The sequence below is a fragment of the Anaerotaenia torta genome (assembly GCF_050433395.1).
Taxonomy (GTDB): Bacteria; Bacillota; Clostridia; order Lachnospirales; family Lachnospiraceae; genus Mobilitalea; species Mobilitalea torta.
The window spans coordinates 196251-217466 of the sequence record NZ_JBNPXH010000006.1 but is presented as its reverse complement, the minus strand read 5'-3'; the positions used below and the strand labels follow the sequence as shown (position 1 = coordinate 217466).

At 47.9% G+C, this 21216-nt stretch carries 17 protein-coding genes; all 17 read right to left on the bottom strand.

Features of this window, described 5'->3' with window-relative positions; all coding sequences use genetic code 11:
• Nucleotides 1–252: 252 nt before the first annotated feature.
• Nucleotides 253–1698: a tRNA (N6-isopentenyl adenosine(37)-C2)-methylthiotransferase MiaB gene (miaB, locus tag HNQ56_RS11850; protein ID WP_429146153.1), complete on the bottom strand. Its 1446-nt coding sequence runs from the start codon at nt 1696–1698 to the stop codon at nt 253–255.
• A 113-nt stretch (nt 1699–1811) separates the two neighbouring features.
• Nucleotides 1812–2795 carry a M14 family zinc carboxypeptidase gene (locus HNQ56_RS11845; RefSeq protein ID WP_429146150.1) on the bottom strand — a complete coding sequence of 328 codons (984 nt, stop codon included), beginning with the start codon at nt 2793–2795 and terminating at the stop codon, nt 1812–1814.
• A gap of 104 nt (nt 2796–2899) precedes the next feature.
• Nucleotides 2900–3781 (bottom strand): protease modulator HflC, encoded by an 882-nt coding sequence (hflC, locus tag HNQ56_RS11840; RefSeq protein WP_429146147.1) that lies wholly within the window; start codon nt 3779–3781, stop codon nt 2900–2902.
• Nucleotides 3781–4749 (bottom strand): FtsH protease activity modulator HflK, encoded by a 969-nt coding sequence (hflK, locus tag HNQ56_RS11835; RefSeq protein ID WP_429146144.1) that lies wholly within the window; start codon nt 4747–4749, stop codon nt 3781–3783. Before hflK ends, hflC begins: the two co-directional genes overlap by 1 nt.
• Nucleotides 4750–4804: 55 nt before the next feature.
• Nucleotides 4805–6052 carry a glutamate-5-semialdehyde dehydrogenase gene (locus HNQ56_RS11830; RefSeq protein WP_429146141.1) on the bottom strand — a complete coding sequence of 416 codons (1248 nt, stop codon included), beginning with the start codon at nt 6050–6052 and terminating at the stop codon, nt 4805–4807.
• A gap of 32 nt (nt 6053–6084) precedes the next feature.
• Nucleotides 6085–6678 (bottom strand): 5-formyltetrahydrofolate cyclo-ligase, encoded by a 594-nt coding sequence (locus HNQ56_RS11825; RefSeq protein ID WP_429146138.1) that lies wholly within the window; start codon nt 6676–6678, stop codon nt 6085–6087.
• Nucleotides 6679–6797: 119 nt separating this feature from the next.
• Nucleotides 6798–7013 (bottom strand): DUF896 domain-containing protein, encoded by a 216-nt coding sequence (locus HNQ56_RS11820; protein WP_429146135.1) that lies wholly within the window; start codon nt 7011–7013, stop codon nt 6798–6800.
• 35 nt (nt 7014–7048) lie between these two features.
• The gene (gene proB / locus HNQ56_RS11815) at nt 7049–7915 is read right to left on the bottom strand and encodes a glutamate 5-kinase (RefSeq protein WP_429146132.1); all 867 of its coding nucleotides are present in this window, start codon (nt 7913–7915) and stop codon (nt 7049–7051) included.
• An 11-nt stretch (nt 7916–7926) separates the two neighbouring features.
• Nucleotides 7927–9534 (bottom strand): NAD(P)/FAD-dependent oxidoreductase, encoded by a 1608-nt coding sequence (locus HNQ56_RS11810; protein WP_429146129.1) that lies wholly within the window; start codon nt 9532–9534, stop codon nt 7927–7929.
• A 5-nt stretch (nt 9535–9539) separates the two neighbouring features.
• Nucleotides 9540–10793: a BaiN/RdsA family NAD(P)/FAD-dependent oxidoreductase gene (locus tag HNQ56_RS11805; RefSeq protein ID WP_429146127.1), complete on the bottom strand. Its 1254-nt coding sequence runs from the start codon at nt 10791–10793 to the stop codon at nt 9540–9542.
• A 239-nt stretch (nt 10794–11032) separates the two neighbouring features.
• The gene (locus HNQ56_RS11800; protein ID WP_429146124.1) at nt 11033–11782 is read right to left on the bottom strand and encodes a BofC C-terminal domain-containing protein; all 750 of its coding nucleotides are present in this window, start codon (nt 11780–11782) and stop codon (nt 11033–11035) included.
• Between the two features lie 54 nt (nt 11783–11836).
• Nucleotides 11837–14431: an EAL domain-containing protein gene (locus HNQ56_RS11795; protein ID WP_429146122.1), complete on the bottom strand. Its 2595-nt coding sequence runs from the start codon at nt 14429–14431 to the stop codon at nt 11837–11839.
• Between the two features lie 267 nt (nt 14432–14698).
• Complete coding sequence (locus HNQ56_RS11790) at nt 14699–16255, bottom strand: leucine-rich repeat domain-containing protein (protein ID WP_429146119.1); 1557 nt, start codon at nt 16253–16255, stop codon at nt 14699–14701.
• Between the two features lie 168 nt (nt 16256–16423).
• The gene (locus HNQ56_RS11785) at nt 16424–18109 is read right to left on the bottom strand and encodes a putative polysaccharide biosynthesis protein (protein ID WP_429146116.1); all 1686 of its coding nucleotides are present in this window, start codon (nt 18107–18109) and stop codon (nt 16424–16426) included.
• Nucleotides 18110–18171: 62 nt separating this feature from the next.
• Nucleotides 18172–19296: a DUF3048 domain-containing protein gene (locus HNQ56_RS11780; protein ID WP_429146113.1), complete on the bottom strand. Its 1125-nt coding sequence runs from the start codon at nt 19294–19296 to the stop codon at nt 18172–18174.
• A 52-nt stretch (nt 19297–19348) separates the two neighbouring features.
• Nucleotides 19349–19846: an rRNA maturation RNase YbeY gene (ybeY, locus tag HNQ56_RS11775; protein ID WP_429146111.1), complete on the bottom strand. Its 498-nt coding sequence runs from the start codon at nt 19844–19846 to the stop codon at nt 19349–19351.
• Nucleotides 19843–21207 (bottom strand): HD domain-containing protein, encoded by a 1365-nt coding sequence (locus HNQ56_RS11770; protein ID WP_429146109.1) that lies wholly within the window; start codon nt 21205–21207, stop codon nt 19843–19845. Before HNQ56_RS11770 ends, ybeY begins: the two co-directional genes overlap by 4 nt.
• Nucleotides 21208–21216: the final 9 nt, after the last annotated feature.

Genomic DNA, 21216 nt, shown 5'->3' with positions numbered 1-21216 from the left:
CATTGTACATGGTAAGCCAAAATACAACACTTAAATTTTATACTGTTTTTACTAATATGTCAAGTGGACAGACGAATAATTTATCTATTCTGACGTTATATCGGCTTTACCGTATTGATCATAGAGAAAGATTCCTTTCAAAAGTTATAAAGGAACCTTCCTGCACCCTTCAAGACAGCTTGCCGGTGTTGTGTGCCGATCGGACATATTGGTACGATTGCAGCATACAACACCGGCAGCGTGTCTTTCAGATCAATATTTCACAAGGCTTCCCATGTAATAGAAGCCCTTGCTTTCTTTCAAATGTACCTCTGCAAGCCTTCCGATCAGATCCTCTGATCCGCTAAAATGAACTAACAGATTATTACTGAGCCTTCCGGTCAAAAGACCCGGAGTCTGTTCATTAACCTCTTCCACAAGAACCTTTTGTACCGTCCCTTCCTCCTTTCCCGCGGACCGGGCGGAGCTCTTCTGGATCTCCTTCAGCAGCCGGTCAAACCGCCGGTTCGCCACAGCCTCTTCAACCTGGCCTTCCATGGTTGCCGCGGGAGTACCGGTACGTTTGGAATAAAGAAAGGTAAATGCGCTGTCATAGCCCACTCTTCTGACCACATCCATGGTCTCCTCAAAATCCTCCTCCGTCTCCCCCGGAAAGCCGACAATGATATCCGTTGTCAGAGAAATGTCCGGAACTGCCGCACGGATCTTATCCACCAGCTCCAAATAGCTTTCTTTGGTATAACGCCGGTTCATGATCTTCAACAGTCGGCTGCTGCCGGACTGAATGGGCAGATGAAGGTGCTTGCATATTTTTTTGCTGTTTTTCATAACCTCAATTAAATCATCGGACAGGTCCTTGGGGTGGGAGGTCATAAAGCGGATTCGTTCAATTCCGTCAATCTCTTCCACCTTCTCTAAAAGCTGGGCAAAGGTGACCGGTGTCTCCAGATTCTTGCCGTAGGAGTTCACATTCTGCCCCAGCAGCATGATCTCCACCACGCCGTCCCTGGCCAGTCCCCGGATCTCCTCCAGAATATCTTCGGGATTACGGCTCCTCTCCCTGCCTCTGACATAGGGGACAATGCAATAGCTGCAGAAATTATTGCAGCCAAACATAATATTGACTCCCGCCTTAAACTGGTATTTCCGGTCATTGGGGAGATTCTCCACAATCAGCTCCGTGTCCTTCCACAGATCGATGACCATCCGCTGGGAATCCAGCCGGATCTGCAATAATTCCGCCAGTTTAAAGATATTATGGGTGCCGAAGATAATGTCTACAAAGCGGTAGCTGCTCTGTATCTTCTCCACCGCGGAGGCCTCCTGCATCATACAGCCGCACAGGGCAATGATCATACCCGGATGCTTCTTCTTCAGCTTGCCAACATAGCCCAGCCTTCCATAGACCCGGTTGTTGGCATTCTCTCTTACGGTACAGGTATTGTAGATTACAAAATCCGCATCCTCGGAATCCACCTCCACATAACCGATATGCTTGAGAATCCCCGCTATCTTCTCCGAATCCCTGCTGTTCATCTGGCAGCCGAAGGTGGTAATGCAATAGGTCAGGGGCCGCTGGTATTCCTCTGTTCTTTTCCGGATAATCTCTCTGCATTTGGCAATATAATACCACTGGCGGTGAGGCTCTTCCACCGGAGGCTCCTTCGTGATATCTATGTTATCGAAATTCATTTCCATGCTGTTCCTTCTCCATTCAAAATCATATACTATGGCGGTACGTACTCTAATGCACGCTCACTGCGTTCGGCGCAAGTATACCATTTTTCGATATGATTTGTAAATAGATTTTTTCAAAGAAGCATACTTCCGAATTCAGAAATTAGCAGCTTCAGCTCTTCAAAGGTTGAGATCCGGTACCGATCCCCCATGGGAAATCCGGCCTCATCTTCTACGGTCTCAATGGTCAGCGCCGGTTTATGGAAATACTCCGAGTAATAATGCACCGTATTCCCTCCGCTGTCACCAATCCCAATCTCCTCCTCCGGCGGCACCAGCTCATAATTGGCAATGCGGCAGAGCCGCTCCGCAATCTCAAGCTGTCTGCTGTTATAGCTGTCCGGCATCCGGTTACGGTAATAATAGATTTCCTTCCCCCTGGAATGAAAGTCCAGAAACCCTGAGGTATTATATTCCTGGAACAGCCGGATCAAAGCTTGGGTCTCATTTTCACTGGCCGGATGATCTCCTTCGAATTTTCTGACCCAGAACTGACTGGGAAAGTTCCGGTTGATATCCACTCCCCGGGCATTCCCCTTCCACTCCAGATAACACCGTCCTATGGCTTGGCATTGCTCCCTGAGCCCGGGGTCACGAATGCTGCCAAAGCCCTTCTGTGCAATCATGTATCCATCCGGATTCAACAGGGGCACCATCAATATGGTATAGGTATGAAGCAGCTCATGGATAAAGGCCCCATAGAGCATCTCTCCGTACATGGTCAGCAGGGTACCCTCCCCCTCCGGACGTATATGGGGGCTGCCCAGCTTTTTCTTCAAATCTCTCTTTTGCTGCCGGTAGTTCAGATACAAATCCGCATAATACTCCGTAATCCGCAGCAGGACAATGGGGTTGATAATCTCCCTTGCATGTACCCCTCCGCAGCACACCAGATGCTTTTGTCCCAATCCCAGCTTCAGCAAAATAATGTCACGATTGTCATGGGACTCGCCAATCGTGACATATTCAAGTATGCTTTCATATTGCTTCGCCAGGCTTTTCGCTGCTTTCACAAATTTATCATAATGAAAATCCGGCTCCGTCAGATCAATTATCATACAGGCACTCACGTTCCTTCCCTTGCGTTACCGCAGGAATCCTTCTTCACATCATTATATGAGGCTCTTCTGATTATCATGAACAAAAATACAAAGGACGGCCTTTATTCCACTTCATAAAAGATTTTCGCAATTGGTGAATCCTTGGACAGGATCAGGGTCTTATTGCTTCCGCTTAAGGATGTCTTTGCCGCCTCCAGAGAACGGATAAAGGTGTAAAAATCGCTCTTAGCCGCGTCTGCATAGGCCTGAGAGAGGGTTCTCATATACTCCGCCTCGCCTTCCGCAGTGATCTTGGCCGCCTCCGCCTCTGCATTGGAGATGCTGATGGCAACCTCCTTATCCGTGGTGTTGCGGATCTTCTGGGCCTCTGATTCCCCCTCTGCCGTATAGGTTGCAGCCATCTGGGCACGTTCGGAAATCATACGCTCGAAGACGGCATTCTTATTATTGCCGGGAAGATCCAGGTGCTTTGTCTCCACCGCGATCAGCTCTATTCCGTAAGGGTCCAGGGAGGAGCCGATGCTCTCCATGAACGCCAGGTTCAATTCCCCGTCCCTGCCGCTGATGACATCTGCCTGGGAAAGGCTGCTGATTACGCTCTTCATTGTGTTATAAACAATGGAATCAATTCGTCCTTCGGCAGCTGTTACCGATGAATTCAAGGTCTGGGCAAAGCGAATGGGATCTGTTATCTTCCACAGGACATAGCTATCGGCCACCATGGTCTTCTTATCCATAGTAATCACATCGGACTCCTGCATATCGTAGAACTGAATATTCCTGGGAAGCACATCCACAGTCTCAATAAAAGGGGTTTTGAAAGACAGCCCTGCCTCGCTGTTCACCCTTTCAATTTTACCGAAGCGTTTTACCAAGGTGTATTCATCCTCTTTGGTGACAATGGTTGCCGACAGGGAGATAATCAAACCTGCAACCACCAGAAGCAGGACCAGAATTCCCGTGAAGTTTCTTATTTTTTTCATTAATTCGCTCCTCCTTCCAGCAGACTGTCCAGGGGAAGCAGCTTCTGTATCTCCCCGTCCCCGCTGTCAATAATAACCTTTAAGGAGGGGAGAACCTCCTCCATGGCCTCATAGAACATTCTCTGCTTTGTAATCAAAGGATATTTGGTGTACTCTTTATACATTTCATTAAAACGGGCTACCTCCGCATTGGCCTCATTGATACGCTGGGTCTTAGAGGTCTGGGCCTCCTGAAGGATTTTATCCACCTTTGCCTCTGCCTCGGGCAGCTGCTCATTCCGGTATTTATTGGCGTTATTTACCGCGGTCTCCTTGCCCTGTTTTGCTGTTTCAACGGATTTGAAGGCTTCCATAACCGCATCTGTCGGAGGCTCGGCATCCTGAATTGTAATATTCACCAGCTGGATACCGATATCCTGCTTATCCAGCTCCTCAAGAATGGCTGCCTTGATGGCGGATTGGATCTCATATTTACCGGTAGTAATTACGCTGTCAACATCATAACCGCCCACTACCATACGGATACTGCTCTGGGCTATGTTCTTCAGAATAGTGATGGGCTCCTCCGAGGCATATACCGCCTTGACCGGATCGGATACCTTATACTCCAGGAAAAAGTCCACATTAACAAAATTAAAATCTCTGGTGATCATCATGGACTCCATCTCCGTCTTCTCACCCGTATTGATATCATACCCGATGGCCAATCCCCGGATTGTGGTGTCCACCTTCTGGACCTCCTGAACAAAGGGTATCTTAAAATGCAGCCCTGCTGTGTTGACCGTCTTGGCCTTTCCAAAGGTGGTGACTACCGCCTGCTCCTGCTCCTTAATGGTGAAAAACGAGTTGAAGACCACAATAATAAGTATTACTATAACCACAAGAAGGGCGGTCAGCCTGCCAAATCGCTTCATAAAGCCACCGGCTCCCTTCCTGGGAGGAAAATCATATACCTTTTTTTCTTCCATATATACCATCCTGCTTCCTTTTATTTTTTGTATAAACCGCACAGTCCGGGCCGTCTTATTTGCGGATCTGTCCGTTTCCGAAGATAATGTATTTCACGGTGGTTAATGCTTTTAAGCCCATGGGGCCTCTGGCATGAAGCTTCTGGGTGCTGATGCCGATTTCCGCGCCAAAACCGAACTCCTCTCCGTCGGTAAACCTGGTAGATGCATTGACATAGACCGCCGCAGAATCAATCTCATTCAAAAACTTCATGGAATGACTGTAGTCCCCCGTTATGATTGCCTCAGAATGTTTGGTGCTGTAATGATTAATATGTTCAATTGCCTCCTCAATGCTGCAGACCACTTTAAGGGAAATGATCTTATCCAGATACTCTGCGGCATAATCCTCTTCCGATGCGGGAAGCAGTCCCTGTTGAAGGTCACAGGCCCTTTCGTCGGCCCGGATCTCAATTCCCTTCTCCTGCAAACGCTCATAAAGCAAGGGCAGGAACTCCCTGCACACCTTTTCATGAATCACCAGGGATTCACAGGCATTGCAGACCCCCAGCCTCTGGGTCTTGGCGTTGTCTATAATCTCCAGAGCCATGCCCAGATCCGCATATTCGTCCACATAAATATGGCAATTTCCCGTCCCTGTTTCAATAACAGGAATTGTGCTGTTCTCCACTACAGTTTTAATTAATCCGGCGCCGCCCCTGGGTATTAAGACATCGATATAGGCATTCAGCTTCATGAAATCCCTTGCCGTCTCCCTGGAGGTATCCTCCACCAGCTGGACCGCGTGCTCCGTCACTCCGGCCGAGACAAGTCCTTCCTTCAGCACCTTAACGATTTCCTTATTGGATTGTATCGCATCCGAACCTCCCCGCAGAATAACGGCATTTCCGGTTTTAAAGCACAGTCCGAAGGCGTCTGCCGTAACATTGGGCCTGGATTCATAGATAATGCCGATTACGCCTAGGGGAACTGCCTTCTGTCCGATCATCAGCCCGTTGGGACGTACGGTCATGGAGTGCACCTCACCAATGGGATCCGGCAATTCACTCACCTTAAGGATCGCATCTGCCATCCCCCTGATCCGCTCCGGGGTCAGTCTCAGCCGGTCTACCAAAGAGTCCTTCATTCCGTCCTGCACCGCCTTTTGCACATCTTCCTCATTGGTTTCCAGGATTCGTGCTTTGGCATCCATGAGAGACTGGGCACAGGCTCTTAATGCCCGGCTCTTCTCCTCCTGACCCAGTACATTCAAGGCACTTGCCGCTTTTCTTGCGTTGCTTCCCAGTTGTTCCAGGTAATTCATCTAAATTCCTCCTCTCCTTCTTACCTTGCGTCTCACCTAAGCCGGCTGCCGGCAGGCGTGATCACCATATCCGCCCGGATATCATGGGGTCCGGAAGGAATATGCTCTAACAATTGAAAGTCATAGCAGATCCCGATTTTGAAAAAATAATCCTCCGGGAAATCCGCCAGGTATTTATCATAGTATCCTGCTCCGTATCCGATGCGGTTCCCCATAGGGTCAAAGGCCAGCCCCGGCATCAGCATTACGGGTCTCTCCTGCGGAGCTTCCTCCGGAGTATAACGCATCGCGGTGTCCATCGCGGTGTCAGGCACCGGCTCCGGCACTCCGAAGCGGCTGACGCACAGCTGCGCCCCCTCAGGAAACAGGTAAAATTCCATCCGCTCCCTGGACTCCACCCTGGGCAGATACACCCTTTTCTGCAGCTTCTGTGCATGAGCCAGGATAGCTTCGGTATCCGTCTCCGCGCCAAAGGATGCATAGCCCAGTAATACCCCGGAAGTCTTGTATTCTTTGGTTTCGATTACCCTTCGGAAAATAGCTTCATTCCATTCAAGCCTTTTCTGCTCTCCTATCAGGCTCCGTTCCGATTTCATCCGGCTCCTTATCTCAGCCTTTGTTGTCATAGTATATCATCCTATTCTTAAAAAATCACGGTGTTTTAGATTAAATCCTTCTTATTCCGGATTAATCTGATTCTAATCTAAGTCTGCGAGCTGTTCTTTAATCCGATGCTAATCTAAGCCTACGATCTGTTCTTTCTGCGGTCCGAAACCTTTTCCACAGAGCCATCGGGATTGACGATGGAAACACTCTCCAGAGATCCCCTGAGATTTTGGCGGATTGCGGCAACATATTCCTTGCGCAGTCTATCCTGCTCCTGTTTTTCCTCTTCCGTCAAACCCTCTTTTTGTGACTTATGGTATAATTCGTTAATTCTGGTAATCCTCTGTTCATCCATATTAAATCTCCTTGCCTGCTTATTCGTGCGCTGTCTCACTGGTTCTGATATTGTTTTGAATAAATATAGTCCATAATATTAAAATCGTCCTGCTTGTGTGCCTGAAACAGGGTTCCTGTCTCTCTTCCCTCTATGATATGATTGATGTTCCTCACATTATCCCCGTTTGTGATCACCATATCCGCACCGGATGCCGTGGCAATCCTGGCAGCGGACACCTTGGTTGCCATTCCTCCGGTTCCCACGGCGCTGGTGGATGCTTTTGCCATATTTGCCAGCTCCTCATTAATCTCCGTCACACAGGGAATCAGTCTGGCTTCCTTATTGGTATGGGGATCATCGGTATATAAGCCTTCAATATCCGACAGAAGGATCAGCAGATCTCCCCCGATAAGGGCCGTTACAATGGCGGACAGGGTGTCATTGTCACCAAAGTCCAGATCCAGCTCCTCTGTGGAAACCGTATCATTTTCATTTACAATGGGAATCACGCCCATGGAGAACAGTTCCTCGAAGGTGTTCTTGGCGTTGTAACGGCTGATTTCATTCATCATGGTGTATTTTGTCATCAGGATCTGGGCAGCCGTCTGGTGGTATTCTCCGAACAGCTTTTGGTACACCATCATCAGACTGGCCTGGCCCACCGCCGCACAGGCCTGCTTTACGGCTCTCTCCGTAGGACGTTTCAGGATACCCAGGGCTTTTCTGCCTACGGCAATTGCTCCCGAGCTTACCAGTACCACATCCTTTCCCTGGTTGCGGAGATCCGTGAGAATCCGAACCAGCCGCTCCATCTTATCCAGATTTAAGCTTCCCGTCTCCGAATGGGTCAAGGATGACGATCCGATTTTAATTACAATTCTTTTCTTGTTCTTTAACTGCTCTCTGCCCTGCATTCTCATTATCCTCCGGATTAATTAGTCGTTTTTCTGCTGTATCTGCCTGCTATGGCTTCAAATATCTTAATTCCGTCTATCGCCGCCGAGGTAATGCCGCCCGCGTAGCCGGCCCCCTCCCCGCAGGGATAGATGCCTTTTATATTAGCTTCATAATTCTCATCCCGATGAATCCGTACCGGAGAAGAGGTTCTGCTTTCCACTCCCGCCAGCACTGCCTCTTCACTGGCAAAGCCGCGAATCTTCCGGTCAAAGGCCAGAATTCCTTCCTTAATGGAAGCGATGACTGCCGGAGGCAGGCACCGGGCCAGGTTCGTCAGCCGGTAAGCCCCCTTAATATTCGGAGCAATGCCGCCGATGGTGACGCTTGCCCGGTCACGGAACAGATCCCCCAGCAATTGTACCGGCACCTGTCCCCCGCCCGCCTCATAGGCCGCCTGCTCCCAGCTCCGCTGAAATGCAATTCCCCCCAGGGGATCTGATGTGCCGAAGTCCTCCGGCTGCACCGTCACCACAATGGCACTGTTGGCATTGGCCTCGTCACGGCGGTAGTTGCTCATGCCATTCACGGCAAGATGCCCCTGCTCCGAGGATGCATTTACCACAAAGCCGCCCGGACACATACAGAAGGAATACACGCCCCGTCCGCTCCCGGTCTGATGGGTCAGCTTGTAGTCCGCAGCCGGCAGATGGACAGAGGCCCCTCCATACTGGGCTTCATTGATGAGACTCTGCTTATGCTCAATCCGAAGGCCCAAAGCAAACGCCTTGGGGGAAAGCTCCAATCCCCGCTGCCGGAGCATAAGAAAGGTATCCCTGGCACTGTGCCCGATGGCCGGCACCAGCACCTGGCAGGGAAGCAGCTCCCCGTGATTGACTTCAATTGCCTTCAGCTCCTCGGCTTCAATTACCAGATCCGTCAGAGCGGCTCCAAAGCGAACCTCGCCTCCCAGCCGGACAATCTCCTTCCTCATATTCTCCACCACCAGCCTGAGCCGGTCCGTGCCGATATGGGGCTTATTCAGGTACAAAATCTCCGGCGGGGCGCCAAAGGCGGCAAAGGTCTCCATTACCAGCCGGTAACGGCCCTGGGCATCCTTCACCATGGTATTCAGCTTACCGTCGGAAAAGGTTCCCGCACCGCCTTCTCCAAACTGAACATTGCATTCCGGGTTTAACTCATTGGTTCTCCAGAAATGCTCCACGGCCTCCACTCTTCTGGCAACCTCATAGCCCCGCTCCAGAACCAGGGGCTCGTAGCCATGCTTTGCCAGCAGATAAGCGGCAAACAGTCCCGCGGGGCCGGTCCCCACCACCACGGGCCGAATGGCAAGCCGCTTCGTGCCCTGGGGGGAAAAGCTGTAGCTTTCCGTCTTTGCCCTGGTTACATTGCTGTTTCTGCAGCGTTCCAGGATCGTCTCTTCCTTCTCCCCCGGCTTAAGCCTAAGGGATACATCGACGGTATAACTGTATTTCACCTCGTCCTTCCTGGCATCAATGGATTTCTTCACGATATAACAGCCCTCGATCCGATCCGGAGGAAGCCTTAAGGCCTTCGCCGCGGCAGCTCTTACCTCCTCCTCCCGATGCTGTACCGGAAGCTTTAACTGGGATATTCTAATCATATGCTTCACTCCTTTATACTGCCTGCCGCCCTGCCTGCCAGATACCCGGTGCTCCAGGCCCACTGAAGATTATATCCCCCGCAGGTGCCGTCCACATCCAGCAGCTCTCCCGTCAGATACAGCCCTTTGTGAAGCCGCGACTCCAGGGTAGCAGCCTCCACCTCCCCGGTATCCACTCCTCCGGCACAGACCTGTGCCTGCTCAAAGGAATTGGTTCCGCATATCTGCATTCTATGCTGCTTCATCTGCCGCGCCAGCCTTTCCAATTCCCTGCCGGTAATCCTGGAAGATGGCAGAGCCGGATCCAGCCCCGCCTCCTTCAGCAGCATGTAATTTAATTTATGATTCAGCAGACCGATCAGCATCTCCTCCAGGGTCTTATGAGGATTCTGACTGCTCCGCATTCTAAGCTTCTCCTTAAGCTCCTCTTCCCGCAGATCTTTCATAAAATCCAACAGGAGCCAGCAGACGGTTCCCTGATCCAAGGCTCTGGCAATATAGCGGCTGACTTGAAATACAGGTATGCCGGAGATGCCGTAATCCGTAAAAATGATTTCCCCCTGCTCCACGGACAATCGTCCCTTCTGCGTGCAGGCTTCCACCCTCGCTATGGTGCGGACTCCTGATACAGTCTTGCAGTATCTGTCCGGTGACTTCAGCTGTACCAATGCGGGAAGCGGCTTGATTATCCGATGTCCGAGGCTTTCCGCCAGGCGAAAACCGCTTCCGTCCGAGCCAAGCTGAGGGGAAGCACAGCCCCCGGCCGCAAGAATCAGTCTTCGGCACTGGTAGGAGCCATCTTCCTTCTCCGGCAGCCTCAGGGTAGACACTATATATTCTCCGCCCTTCTTACTGCTCTTAATCCCAACCACCCTTTCCTGGTACCGGTAAACCACTCCCAGGCGTATTCCCTCCATCAGCAGCACCTGCACCACACTGGCGGCCTGCTCCGAATTGGGATAATAATAACCCTCCCGCTCCCTTGGATAAATTCCTAATTCATCAAAGAAACGAAGGGTTTTCTGAACATCAAAACAAGACAGTACCCTGCTGGCAAATGTACTGTCGTCTGACCGGTAACAATCCGGGTTTTGAACTATATTGGTAAAATTGCATTTTCCGTTGCCGGTTGCAGATATCTTCTTACCCGCTTTATCCTTGTGTTCAATCACAAGCACCGAACTTCCCTCCCTGGCTGCCGCAATTGCGGCGGTCAGACCGGAAGCTCCGGCGCCAACGATGATTATATCATACTTCACCCGCACAGCCTCCCATGAACAAATACAGAACCAGTGACAGAATTATATTTGTTTCATTATATTTTAACGGAGGCATTATTTCAAGCACTTCTTTGTTTTTCCCCATTCCCTTCGCCTGTTGCAGTTCAGAAGTGAGCAGGGCAAAGGGCATGGCGCTCCCCTGATGCACTGTATGGAAGACATGTGATTGGATTTGTATGCCATAGACGAACATGCTTGTGCGGCCATGGCATACAACCTTAGCTTGAGTAGCTTTCCAGAAGGGAATACAACTCATCCAAGCTGTTCACATAGATGCCCAGACTCAGAGCAATACGATCCTCTTCCGGCAGATCGGCTGCAAGAATATGCGTGTAGGTATGGACACTCTTCAAATCACTGTTGTATACCACCACATAGCCGTCCTTAACCACCACATAAAAGCGGAAAGGAACAAAATCCTCATTATAGGTCTTTTTAATCACGACCTCCGCCTTGGAAAACCGCACTAATTCATAAGAAAACAAGCCCTTATTATATTCCGACAGGGGCAGATCACTCATATAGGTTCTGAGATAATCCTCCACCTGGGGCCGGGTCAGACCAACCAGATATGCGGGCGGATTCAGCTCCTGGGTACTGACGGTATCCGTTTTCATATCGTAGACCTCAAGGATGTATTTTGTTGTCGGCAGCACCGCATCCTCTGAATGCTCGTCCACCTCCACTGCTTCCGTATTCCCGCCTGCTTCCGCAGACTGGAGATCCTGGGCTCCCGGCGTGGGATTTTCCGCCTCTGGCACAGTCTTATCCGCCCCTGGCATAGAATTTTCCGCCCCGGGCATAGGATTTTCCGCCCTGGTCAGCAAACTAAGCTGATCCTTGTGTTCAATGGCCTTTTGGTTAAAATCCTTCAACGCGTGCAAATAGCTCATATAATAGCAGACACTGAACATAATGCTTAATACAGCAAAGCTTCCGAGATAAATTATCGCCTTTCTTAGCTTCATAATGAAACCACTCCTTCGGCTTAATTATCTCCGAAATTTACTTATTTATACAATTCAATGATTGAAATCAGAATTTAACTCCTTCTTTAATTTATCCAACAAATTCAAATGATATATTTTTTCAAGCTCATCTACGATGAGAGGCTTGCTGAACAGGTAACCCTGAATATAATCACACCCGCTCTCTCTCAGCCGGAGATATTTATCGTAATCCTCAATTCCCTCGGCTGTGATCTTCAGTTTCAGACCATGAGCCAGGGAAATGATACTATTCATAACTTCCATATTGCCGGGCAGCAGGAATTTATCATTAATGGTCTTATCCAGCTTAATCTTGTCCACCGGAATATAGGTAAGATAATTCAGAGAAGAATACCCGGTTCCAAAATCGTCCAATGCAATCTGCAGTCCCGATGCCTTCCAGCCTTCCAGGAACTCCATGGTCTGAATATCCTTTTCCAGGAAAATGCTCTCCGTGATTTCAATTTCAAGAGATTTGGGAGAGACCTCGTATGCTTTTAATAATTCCATTAAATAAGAGGTGTATTCCCTGTCCCTTAATTGCTTGCTGGAGAAGTTTATGGATATCACTCTTTCCGCAAAACCCTTCTTTCTCCAATCCGCCAGCTGTCTTATGGCCTCTTCGGCTACCCACCGGCCTATCGCGACAATATGTCCCGTCTCTTCGGCAACAGGTATAAATATGCCCGGGCTGATATTGCAGTCCTTCAGACGGACCAATGCCTCAAAACCGACAATCTCTCCTGTCTCCACCTCCAATTGGGGCTGATAGCAAAGATAAAACCCTCCCTCCCGGAGAGCCTGCCGGAGAAGTCCCTCCAGCTCCTTCTTTGTCTTTATCTCGTCCTTCATTTCTTCCTGGTAATAGATGTAATTATTCTTACCATTGTGCTTTACCTTATACATTGCCGTATCCACGTTCATAATGAGCTGGTCCAGATTGTCACTGTCCTTGGGATAGCGGGTAACTCCCATACTGAAATTAATGCTGTTTTCAATTTCATCGATTACAAAAGCTTCCTCGAATGCCTCCTGCAGACTTCGAATATAGGTCTGAATCTCTTCCTTCTCTTTAATCCCTTTGATTAAAATCAGGAACTCATCTCCGCCGAAACGGGCACAGAACATCCGGTCATCCTGAAGACCGGACAGCCGTTCTCCCACCTCCTGCAGGAGCCGGTCGCCGTATACATGCCCCAGAGTATCATTAATCCCCTTGAAATTATCAATATCAAGGAGCATGACCACCCCATAGGACCCAATTTCCAGTTCATGTGACAGTTCTTCAAGAAAATGCAGGCGATTTGGCAGATTCGTCAGATAATCATGCTTTGCCATAATTTCTATTTTCTCATACTGGGACTTGAGTTCTTCTTCCGAGGCCGTCAATTCCTCATAGGTGGACACCAGCTGCTCATGACTCTCCTGGAGCTCCCTTTGCATTTTCCTATACCTTATATTTTGAATAAAAAGAATAATCGTGAATATGGCCAGGACGACAAATACGATCCCGGCACCAATCAGCAACTTGCGGTAACGTTCCAGAGGGGAGATTTCCTTATTAAACAACACCGCTCCCTCCGGTATGAGCTTTTGATCAATCCCGTATTTCTGTATAATATCGTAATCAAAAATATGGTAGTGGGGTGTCTCTTCCAGCAGAGCAATGGTATGAATCGGTGTTCCGGACAATACCCTGCAGGTCATTTCAGCCGCAGCTCTCCCCATCTCCTCATAATCAATCATCCATCCGCCCAGCAGGCCGTCTCCTATTCCGCCCACACTGGCACGGTATATAGGAACTTTTGTATGCTTCCTCAGAAATGCGAATTGTTCCTCCAGCTCCAGATATGCTCCCGTACCGTCCTGATTCATGCTCTGAAACAGTATAATGCAATGGTTGTCCAAGGCTTCCAGCTTCTTGCCGAACTCTTCAAAGGTACATTCGGAGGCATTAAAGGCGGTAAATTCCAGATCCGGAAAAGCCAGAGCGGCATCCTCCAACTGCTTCCGGTCCCCCTGACCGGTCAAGGTCCCGTCAATAATACCGACCACTCTCTTCGCCTTGGGATTGAACCGGAGCGCAAGCTCGATATTCTCAACCAGGGAAGTCTCTTCCACACCGCCTGCCATGTAAGGGTTGGCATCCGCTTTCTTAGCCCTCTCTTTATCGTTGATGCCAAAGAAGATAATCGGTATTTCCGGGAAAAGCTCCTTCTGATAATCCATGGCAAACTGCAGCGCCGCATCGTCTCCTGCAATTATGGCATCATACACCGGAAGCTTCTTCAGCTTATAGGTCAGACTCTCATAAAACCGATCAATAATCTCCTCACCGGAGAATCTCTTGGTGTCCATGTATTCTATGTCCAGGCTGATCCCCTTGGGTGTCAGCACCGAGCTCAGGCCTTTAATCTGATCCGGTACGGTTACAAAGCTTTCACTGTAAGAGCTGATGAAAAGTATGCGCTTGCCTTCCAGCTCCTGCATCCCGCCAGAGGTTTCCTCTGCATTGGCAGATGGAGAGCCGTGCAGAGAGAAAGCCGCAGCCATGAGGCAGATACCTGCCAGAAGCATTAAATTTAAACGGTTAAATTTCTTATTCCAATTCCATTTTTCTTTCTTCATGCGATCCCCCATTCTGTCAATATCGCTTTTATTCCATTACAGCTCATTTCCAGCATATTTCGACATTTATCAACATAATTTGCGTAATCTATATCATTAGTATAGCTTATTCTACAGGGTACATCAAGCAAATCTTACCTTTCATAGGATAATATTCTTATTAACTGTAACTGTAAAATCAAACTTATGCGTCCCCCATTGTGAAAACAAAAAAGAGAGATTAATTCATTGCGAATCAACCTCTCTGAGATATTTCAAAAGTTAATATTATTTCTCTCCTAATTTATAACCTAGCACAGAAAGAGTTTCCAAAGGTATAAAATTACCTCCGAATACATTGACATGACTTAAATCAAGATCCTGTTTCCTATCCTTGAATGTAGTCAAACAAGCATTCTCAAAAGTCACATCTGAAAGTACACGTTTATCATCGACAATGGCAACATTTAATAAATACTGTTTATCGGTACGTCCATTTTTAGAATATGGAATGACTAAGTTCTTTATTTTACATGCAGTGAGTAATTGTGATCTTAAATCTTCAACACCTTCCACTGTAAATATTTTGTGCTTCAGCACTTTTGAAGCGGTTGAATGTTGAGAATTGCCATAACCATAAAGGTACATGGACGGGTCTTCAGTAAAGTTTTCGACTATATAACGGTGTACCGCTATATAACGATCTCTATCTGTTTTGTATTTTTTCATTATGGATTGTGCTACCTTCTTGACATCCTTTGAAATCTCTCTTTTTAAACTATTATTAAAGTCACTTTGCGGGATTTCCTTAATGAACTTTTCATTGTGCTTTAATGTTTTGACTGAACTTACAATAGACGGTAGAATATCTTGTAAGTTATAGGTCACCTTACTGTAAGCTTTCTCAGCACCCTTTGGTACAATTACAGGGTCAGATAAAATTACACAGTCAATTACCGGAGGATTTTTACTTTTGAATTCTATTATGTCTAAAGTGTCTGGGACAGAACGTAAGTATTTAAGCGTTTTCGGCAATGTAAGTTTAGTAATATAATATCCATTACTTACGGAATCAATGGAAAAATAATTACACGAAAAAGCATACGCACGAATAACCTCAACACCTTCTTCTACAATGAAAGAATTACTTGAAGCAATTGCAAGCAGTAGTTCTTTTCCATCTTTTGTATAGAGTATTTTTTCATCTTCATCTGTTTTAAAGTACTTGTTTTCTTTATCGACTGTAATTTTTCTTAAAAACTGACAATTTGCTAATGCACCTTCAGAAATAGTTGTTACATTCTTTGGGATAAATATCTCCGCTATATCGGTATAATAAAAAGCCTTACCACCTAAAGTGGTTACTCCTTCAGGTATATTTATCTCTGTAATACCTGCGCCTAGAAAACAATCACCTTTAATCTTTATTAAGCTATCTGGTAATGTGATTTTCTTTAACACCTTTTTCCACAGAAAAGCCTGCCCACCAATTGATACTACTTTGTATTCTTTACCATTCCATGTAACTGTAGAAGGGATAGTAATATTTTCTGCGCAGGTCTCACGGTCGATATTACCCTCTTCATCGAGGAGATAAGCTCCCGTAACTTCAACCATTCCTGTGTCTTCTCCTTTATATGATAATTCAGAAAACTCAAGAAGATTATCTGTAGGATTTATAAGATACTCTTCTGTTTCATGAGTGTAGAAATGTGTGCCACTGTATGCGTTGCCAATCATATCTGCCTCATCCCTAGCTGCCACATATGTAGGTAAGTTTATACAAGATAAGATGAACATAATTACTACTACCCTTTTAATCCACTCCACAACTTTTCTCTTCATGTAACTCCCCCTCCCTATATTTTTCAGTGTATCATCAAGTATCAACAATTTTCTTAATGCCTTGGCTATAATTGTGTCATATAATAAATTTCATATCAATAAAAACACATAGAAACGAGCAGAACTGTTCTCTAATCCATTCTTTTATTTGTAATTTGTATGAAACAATCATAATAAACGCATTTTTTTCAGTATTCTGATGATTCCCCCGCTCTTTGGTACAAAGCCCAGCTCTGATTCATTTACTCCCTTCAGCAGGATTAAGGAGGTAAAATATACCAGAAGAGCCAGCAGCACGGCCAGCAGGGTGGAAAGCCCCATGCTCCCGGTCCAGAGGCGTAGCCCCAGATAGGCAAAATAAGTTACCGCTCCCATCAATGCCGCACTTAAGGCCGGAATGAGAAAGGTTTTCATCAGCTCCTGCCGGTAGTTCAGATACCTTCCGATTGCCATCCAATTCAGAATGCTCACGATCAGGGGAAAGGTGACATTGCCGATTACCAGAGCGTAAGTGCTCAGCGGTGTAAAGTAAAGCAGCAGAAACACCAGCAGCACATGGATTCCCAGGGATATGGCGGAATGTATTACCGGCAGCCGCATCTGGTCGATGCCCTGCAGGATGGATGAGGAAACCGTCGAATATGCATAGAATACAATGGAAACAGAGCCCAGCATCATCAGATTGGCTGCCAGCTGATGCTCCTCATTAAACACCAGGAGCATAAAAGGAGATGCCAGAACTGCCATGCCCACGGCGGCGGGAATGGCAATGATCATATTGAACTTAATTGCCGCATGTACCTTATGCCGGATGGAATCCGCCATGCCATTGGCCATATCCGCAGATACGGTGGTGACAATGGCCGCCCCGATGGAGGTGGCTATGGCAACCGGCACATTGGTCAGCAGCCTGTATTCTCCGCTGTAAATACCGATCAGCGCGTTGCGGAACCGTTCTATGTAGAGCTGGCCCGCCACGGCGCCCTCCTTCATCAGAACCGGAAGATCAAAAGCCGCAATGACCTTGTTCTTCATGATATGCCCGAAGAGAGAGCTGTCGATCAGACCGCTGATCTGATACACCGTTTGGCTCAGAATAATGGGTGCAATAGTCAGCAGCAGCAGACGGAATAGCTCCTGGTAGCTTTCCCGGCGGGATGAGTTATCATGCCTCAGCTGCCGGTTCAGTACCGGTTTATAGACCGCGAAAACAAAGATCAGGAAGATCAATGAGATGCAGGCGCCAATAAAGGTTCCAAGGGTGCCTCCCGCCGCACCGTAAGAAGACATATTCGGGGACGCGCTGTTATTTTTTATTAAAACCCAGGAGGCGTATACGCTGACGGCAGCATTGACAAGCTGCTCCAGTACCTGGGATACCGCCGTGGGAATCATCGTATTCTTCCCCTGATAGAACCCCCGCAGCACTCCCATCACGGAAAAAACAAATATGGTGGGAGCCAGCACCCTCAGAGGCAACGCGGTATCCGGACTGTCAAACAATAAGGTGGCCAAGGTATTCGCCCCGAAGAAGAGAAGCATTGTGGCGATCAATCCGATTCCCGCCGCAAAAAGCATCGCGCTTAAGAATACCCGGTACGAGTTCCGGTACTCCTTTTTCACCCTTCTGACTGCCACCAGCTTGGATACGGCAAGAGGAATGCTGTAAGAGGAAAGGATCAGCGCCATATTATAAACCTCAAACGCATTGGAGTACAGACCCATGCCCTCTTTTCCGATAATCCGTACCATGGGAATGCGGTAAAGCAGCCCTATTACTCTGACTAAGATAGAAGCAGCCGCCAGAATGCTACCCTGTACCAGAAAATGATTGCTCTTGCTTCTTGCTGACATGTTTCTACTCCTTTCTCTCGGTATACTATAATCCTTTATCTTGTGAAAACCAGTTTATACGGCTATTCGATAACTACATCCTTTGTGCGGTCCCTGGGAAACAGGGTGATAAAGGTCTTGCCCGGATTAATGGTCAGTTCCTCCCCCGCTTCATTATAATAACGCATAAAGCTTTTGGCTTCATTCTTCTTCCAGGTAATATTCACCGCCTTGCCATTGGTTATATAATATCCGGTTCCGCTGGCATCCTCCAGATCCATGGTCTGGTAACCGTTTTTATCAATATTCCATTCCTTCACGAATTGAACCAGAATATTCTTAAAGGTTAATTGCTCCCCCGTAAGGGAATCCTTATGGGGACCGCCGAATTGATAACGGTAATAAAGCTTCTTCTCCGCATTATACTCAAAATAAGGTTTTGTATAAGAGGAGAATTTCAAGGTCAGCTTCTTCACTTCCTCGGAAGATACCAGCTCCATATCTTCTTCATAGAAAGAATAATGAGGCTGATAACCCTCGGCATATTTTGTTTCATAGCCCTTTTTCTCAATGCCCTTTAGGATTCCCTTCAGGGAAGCAAAGGCATTGTGGGGCGCCTTCATGGTCTTATCCCTGTAGAATACGGTGCCGCCGATTCCGGTCTCTCCGTCCAGATTATCAATTCCCAGCTGCTTCAGCTTTGAAACCGCGTATTTGGTCTTTCCGTAATGAATATAAATGGAATCATATTCATCTGCAATGCTGGCAAAGTAATGGCGGGAGCTGCGGGTAGACCCCAGCCTGTCCCCGGTATAATTCTCTCCGATTCCCAGCAGTCGGGTGATGCCGCCTTCCACCATGCACTCATATACAATATCCGCCTGACCGATACCCCATTGATTGGATACGGTTTTAAAATTGCTGAACTGAAATGCATAGGGCCGTTTTGTACCAATCTCTTCCGGCACCCACAGGCCGGTGAGATAGCTTCTCATCTCACCCTCATGATTGGCTTCCTCCGGCGTAGGAACGGCTGCCTCCTCGGTAACGGTGGGCGAGGCACTGGGCGTCAGTGTCACATCGGTTTCATCATAGGGATTTTCATAATCCTGAATTATGCTGTCGCCATTCCCCTTGTTCTTCTTGCATCCGGTCAGGGCTGCCGCCAGGATCAGTATGATCAATAAATAATACACAATTTTTTTCATAAATCATCCGTGCCTTTCTTCCAATATCATACGGTCATTATCAGGTCAAAGATTATCGCGGTATCTCCAGCTTGTCCAGCACATCCCTCTGCTTGTCCTCCATGACCCGGCGCTCCTCTTCCTCCATATGGTCATAACCAAAAAGGTGGAACATGCTGTGAGTGAGTAAAAAGGCCAGCTCCCTCAGTAAGGAATGACCGTACTCCTCAGCCTGTTCCCTGGCGCGGTCAAGAGAGATCACAATGTCCCCCAGCAAAAGCTCTCCGGTCTCCGGATGAAAATAATCCGCCGATGCTTCCTCCAGCCCCGAGAAATCTCCCGGCTCTTCATAATCCACTGCGGGAAAGGACAGCACATCCGTGGGAGCGTCCAATCCCCGGAATTCCTTATTAATCTGGCGGATCTGTTCATTATCCGTCAGCAGGATACTGACTTCCGTTTCATAAGGACAGTCCGCATAATCCAGACAGGCCTCAATGACGCTCCTTCCCATCGCTTCAAAATCAAAATCGAAGGATGCTTCAACCTCATAATCAAAATGTATTGTCATGGTTTTATCCCTCCGACTTTGTCTGTTCCTTCCTTCTCTTTCTTCCGGTACTCCCCCAGATAAAATTCCTTTAGAAGCTTGTAGTCCCTCAGGGACAGACCGGATTGATCAAGACTTCCTTTTTCCATTCGCATCTGAAATATATTATCAATAATCTTCTCCGGTGCATATTTATGTTCCCCGGAACCGGATATATATTCAATGGTAGATACAACGCTGTCTGTGAGCATTACTATGGCGGCCTCTACGGAGCCCGGTCTGTCATACTTGATATTATGCTCTTTTACAATAGCTTTTAATTCCTTGGGAAAGGCATATTCCTCTGCAATTGCCAGTCCCTCCTCTATGTAATTCTTTCCTTTTATTTTACCGATTTCGTGATACAGGCCGCCTGCATAGGCCAGCTGCTCTCCGGCTCCGATCTGTCCCGCAGCCCTGCCGGAGATCTCCGCTATCCGGAGAGCATGCTCATAGAGCGCCTCAGAATGCTCCTTCAGCTTCACCATCAGCTCATTCTCCAGGGAGCAGAGCACCTCGTAGCTGGCGCTGGTATCAGAGACAGGCCCCGGCTGCACAGACTCTTCCTCCACTGACGCGGCAAGAAGCAGTTCCGGCACCTCCTTCTCTCCTTCCCTGGATGCCAGTTCTTCTTGGCCATCGGTCTCTCTGCTGTCATATAAGAGGCACAGGACAAAGGCTGAAGCCAGCACCGCCAGCATACTGAACATGGAGTAAAGGTAATTATAGCTTTCCCGGGAATCAAAAACAAAGTTATTAATGGTAAAGGACAGGGTCACATTGGTAGACAGCACAATGATCACGGCATAAACCACGGTGGACCTGTTTCTGAGCGCTCCGGAAAGCAGATTCATGATCACGCCGATGATCAGAATATGAATGATTGTCTCCGGCCTCGGCGAATAAAGAATCCCCAGGATAAAGGACAGGCTGAAGTGAAAAATCAATCCCAGCCTGTGATCCAGCAGCATGGCCGCCAACAGCCCGCCGATCATCCACAGGCTGTATAAACTGGGCCCCGGAACCGCCATCAGAAGAACGATGGATCCCAGATAACTCAGGACAATTATCGTTTTAGCCAATCTCTTATTCAGAACGGTCTCCGCATACAGCCGGATATAAAAGACAACTACCGCCGTCAGTATTACGGTCAAAACCGCAGCTCTGGCAATCTCCGCCCCGGACATTTCCTGAAGAAAGCCGGATAGAATCACTAGGGCTACAGCCAGAACAGGCAGCACAGCAATAAGGATAGAACCATTCCTTCTATCCTGGATTTCCTTTTTTATCATCCCATTATTCTTGTCTGTTTCTGTATCCGCTGTTATCTTATCTGCTTCCATCTCGGCTTC

Coding starts and splice junctions, on each gene's coding strand:
- HNQ56_RS11825 (WP_429146138.1), bottom strand. CDS start 6,678: ATGACAACAAAGGCTGAGATAAGGAGCCGGATGAAATCGGAACGGAGC.
- hflC (WP_429146147.1), bottom strand. CDS start 3,781: ATGAAAAAAATAAGAAACTTCACGGGAATTCTGGTCCTGCTTCTGGTG.
- proB (WP_429146132.1), bottom strand. CDS start 7,915: ATGAGAATGCAGGGCAGAGAGCAGTTAAAGAACAAGAAAAGAATTGTA.
- HNQ56_RS11795 (WP_429146122.1), bottom strand. CDS start 14,431: ATGAAGAAAGAAAAATGGAATTGGAATAAGAAATTTAACCGTTTAAAT.
- HNQ56_RS11785 (WP_429146116.1), bottom strand. CDS start 18,109: ATGTCAGCAAGAAGCAAGAGCAATCATTTTCTGGTACAGGGTAGCATT.
- HNQ56_RS11790 (WP_429146119.1), bottom strand. CDS start 16,255: ATGAAGAGAAAAGTTGTGGAGTGGATTAAAAGGGTAGTAGTAATTATG.
- HNQ56_RS11830 (WP_429146141.1), bottom strand. CDS start 6,052: ATGAATTACCTGGAACAACTGGGAAGCAACGCAAGAAAAGCGGCAAGT.
- ybeY (WP_429146111.1), bottom strand. CDS start 19,846: ATGACAATACATTTTGATTATGAGGTTGAAGCATCCTTCGATTTTGAT.
- HNQ56_RS11780 (WP_429146113.1), bottom strand. CDS start 19,296: ATGAAAAAAATTGTGTATTATTTATTGATCATACTGATCCTGGCGGCA.
- HNQ56_RS11820 (WP_429146135.1), bottom strand. CDS start 7,013: ATGGATGAACAGAGGATTACCAGAATTAACGAATTATACCATAAGTCA.
- HNQ56_RS11810 (WP_429146129.1), bottom strand. CDS start 9,534: ATGATTAGAATATCCCAGTTAAAGCTTCCGGTACAGCATCGGGAGGAG.
- HNQ56_RS11845 (WP_429146150.1), bottom strand. CDS start 2,795: ATGATAATTGATCTGACGGAGCCGGATTTTCATTATGATAAATTTGTG.
- miaB (WP_429146153.1), bottom strand. CDS start 1,698: ATGGAAATGAATTTCGATAACATAGATATCACGAAGGAGCCTCCGGTG.
- HNQ56_RS11770 (WP_429146109.1), bottom strand. CDS start 21,207: ATGGAAGCAGATAAGATAACAGCGGATACAGAAACAGACAAGAATAAT.
- hflK (WP_429146144.1), bottom strand. CDS start 4,749: ATGGAAGAAAAAAAGGTATATGATTTTCCTCCCAGGAAGGGAGCCGGT.
- HNQ56_RS11800 (WP_429146124.1), bottom strand. CDS start 11,782: ATGAAGCTAAGAAAGGCGATAATTTATCTCGGAAGCTTTGCTGTATTA.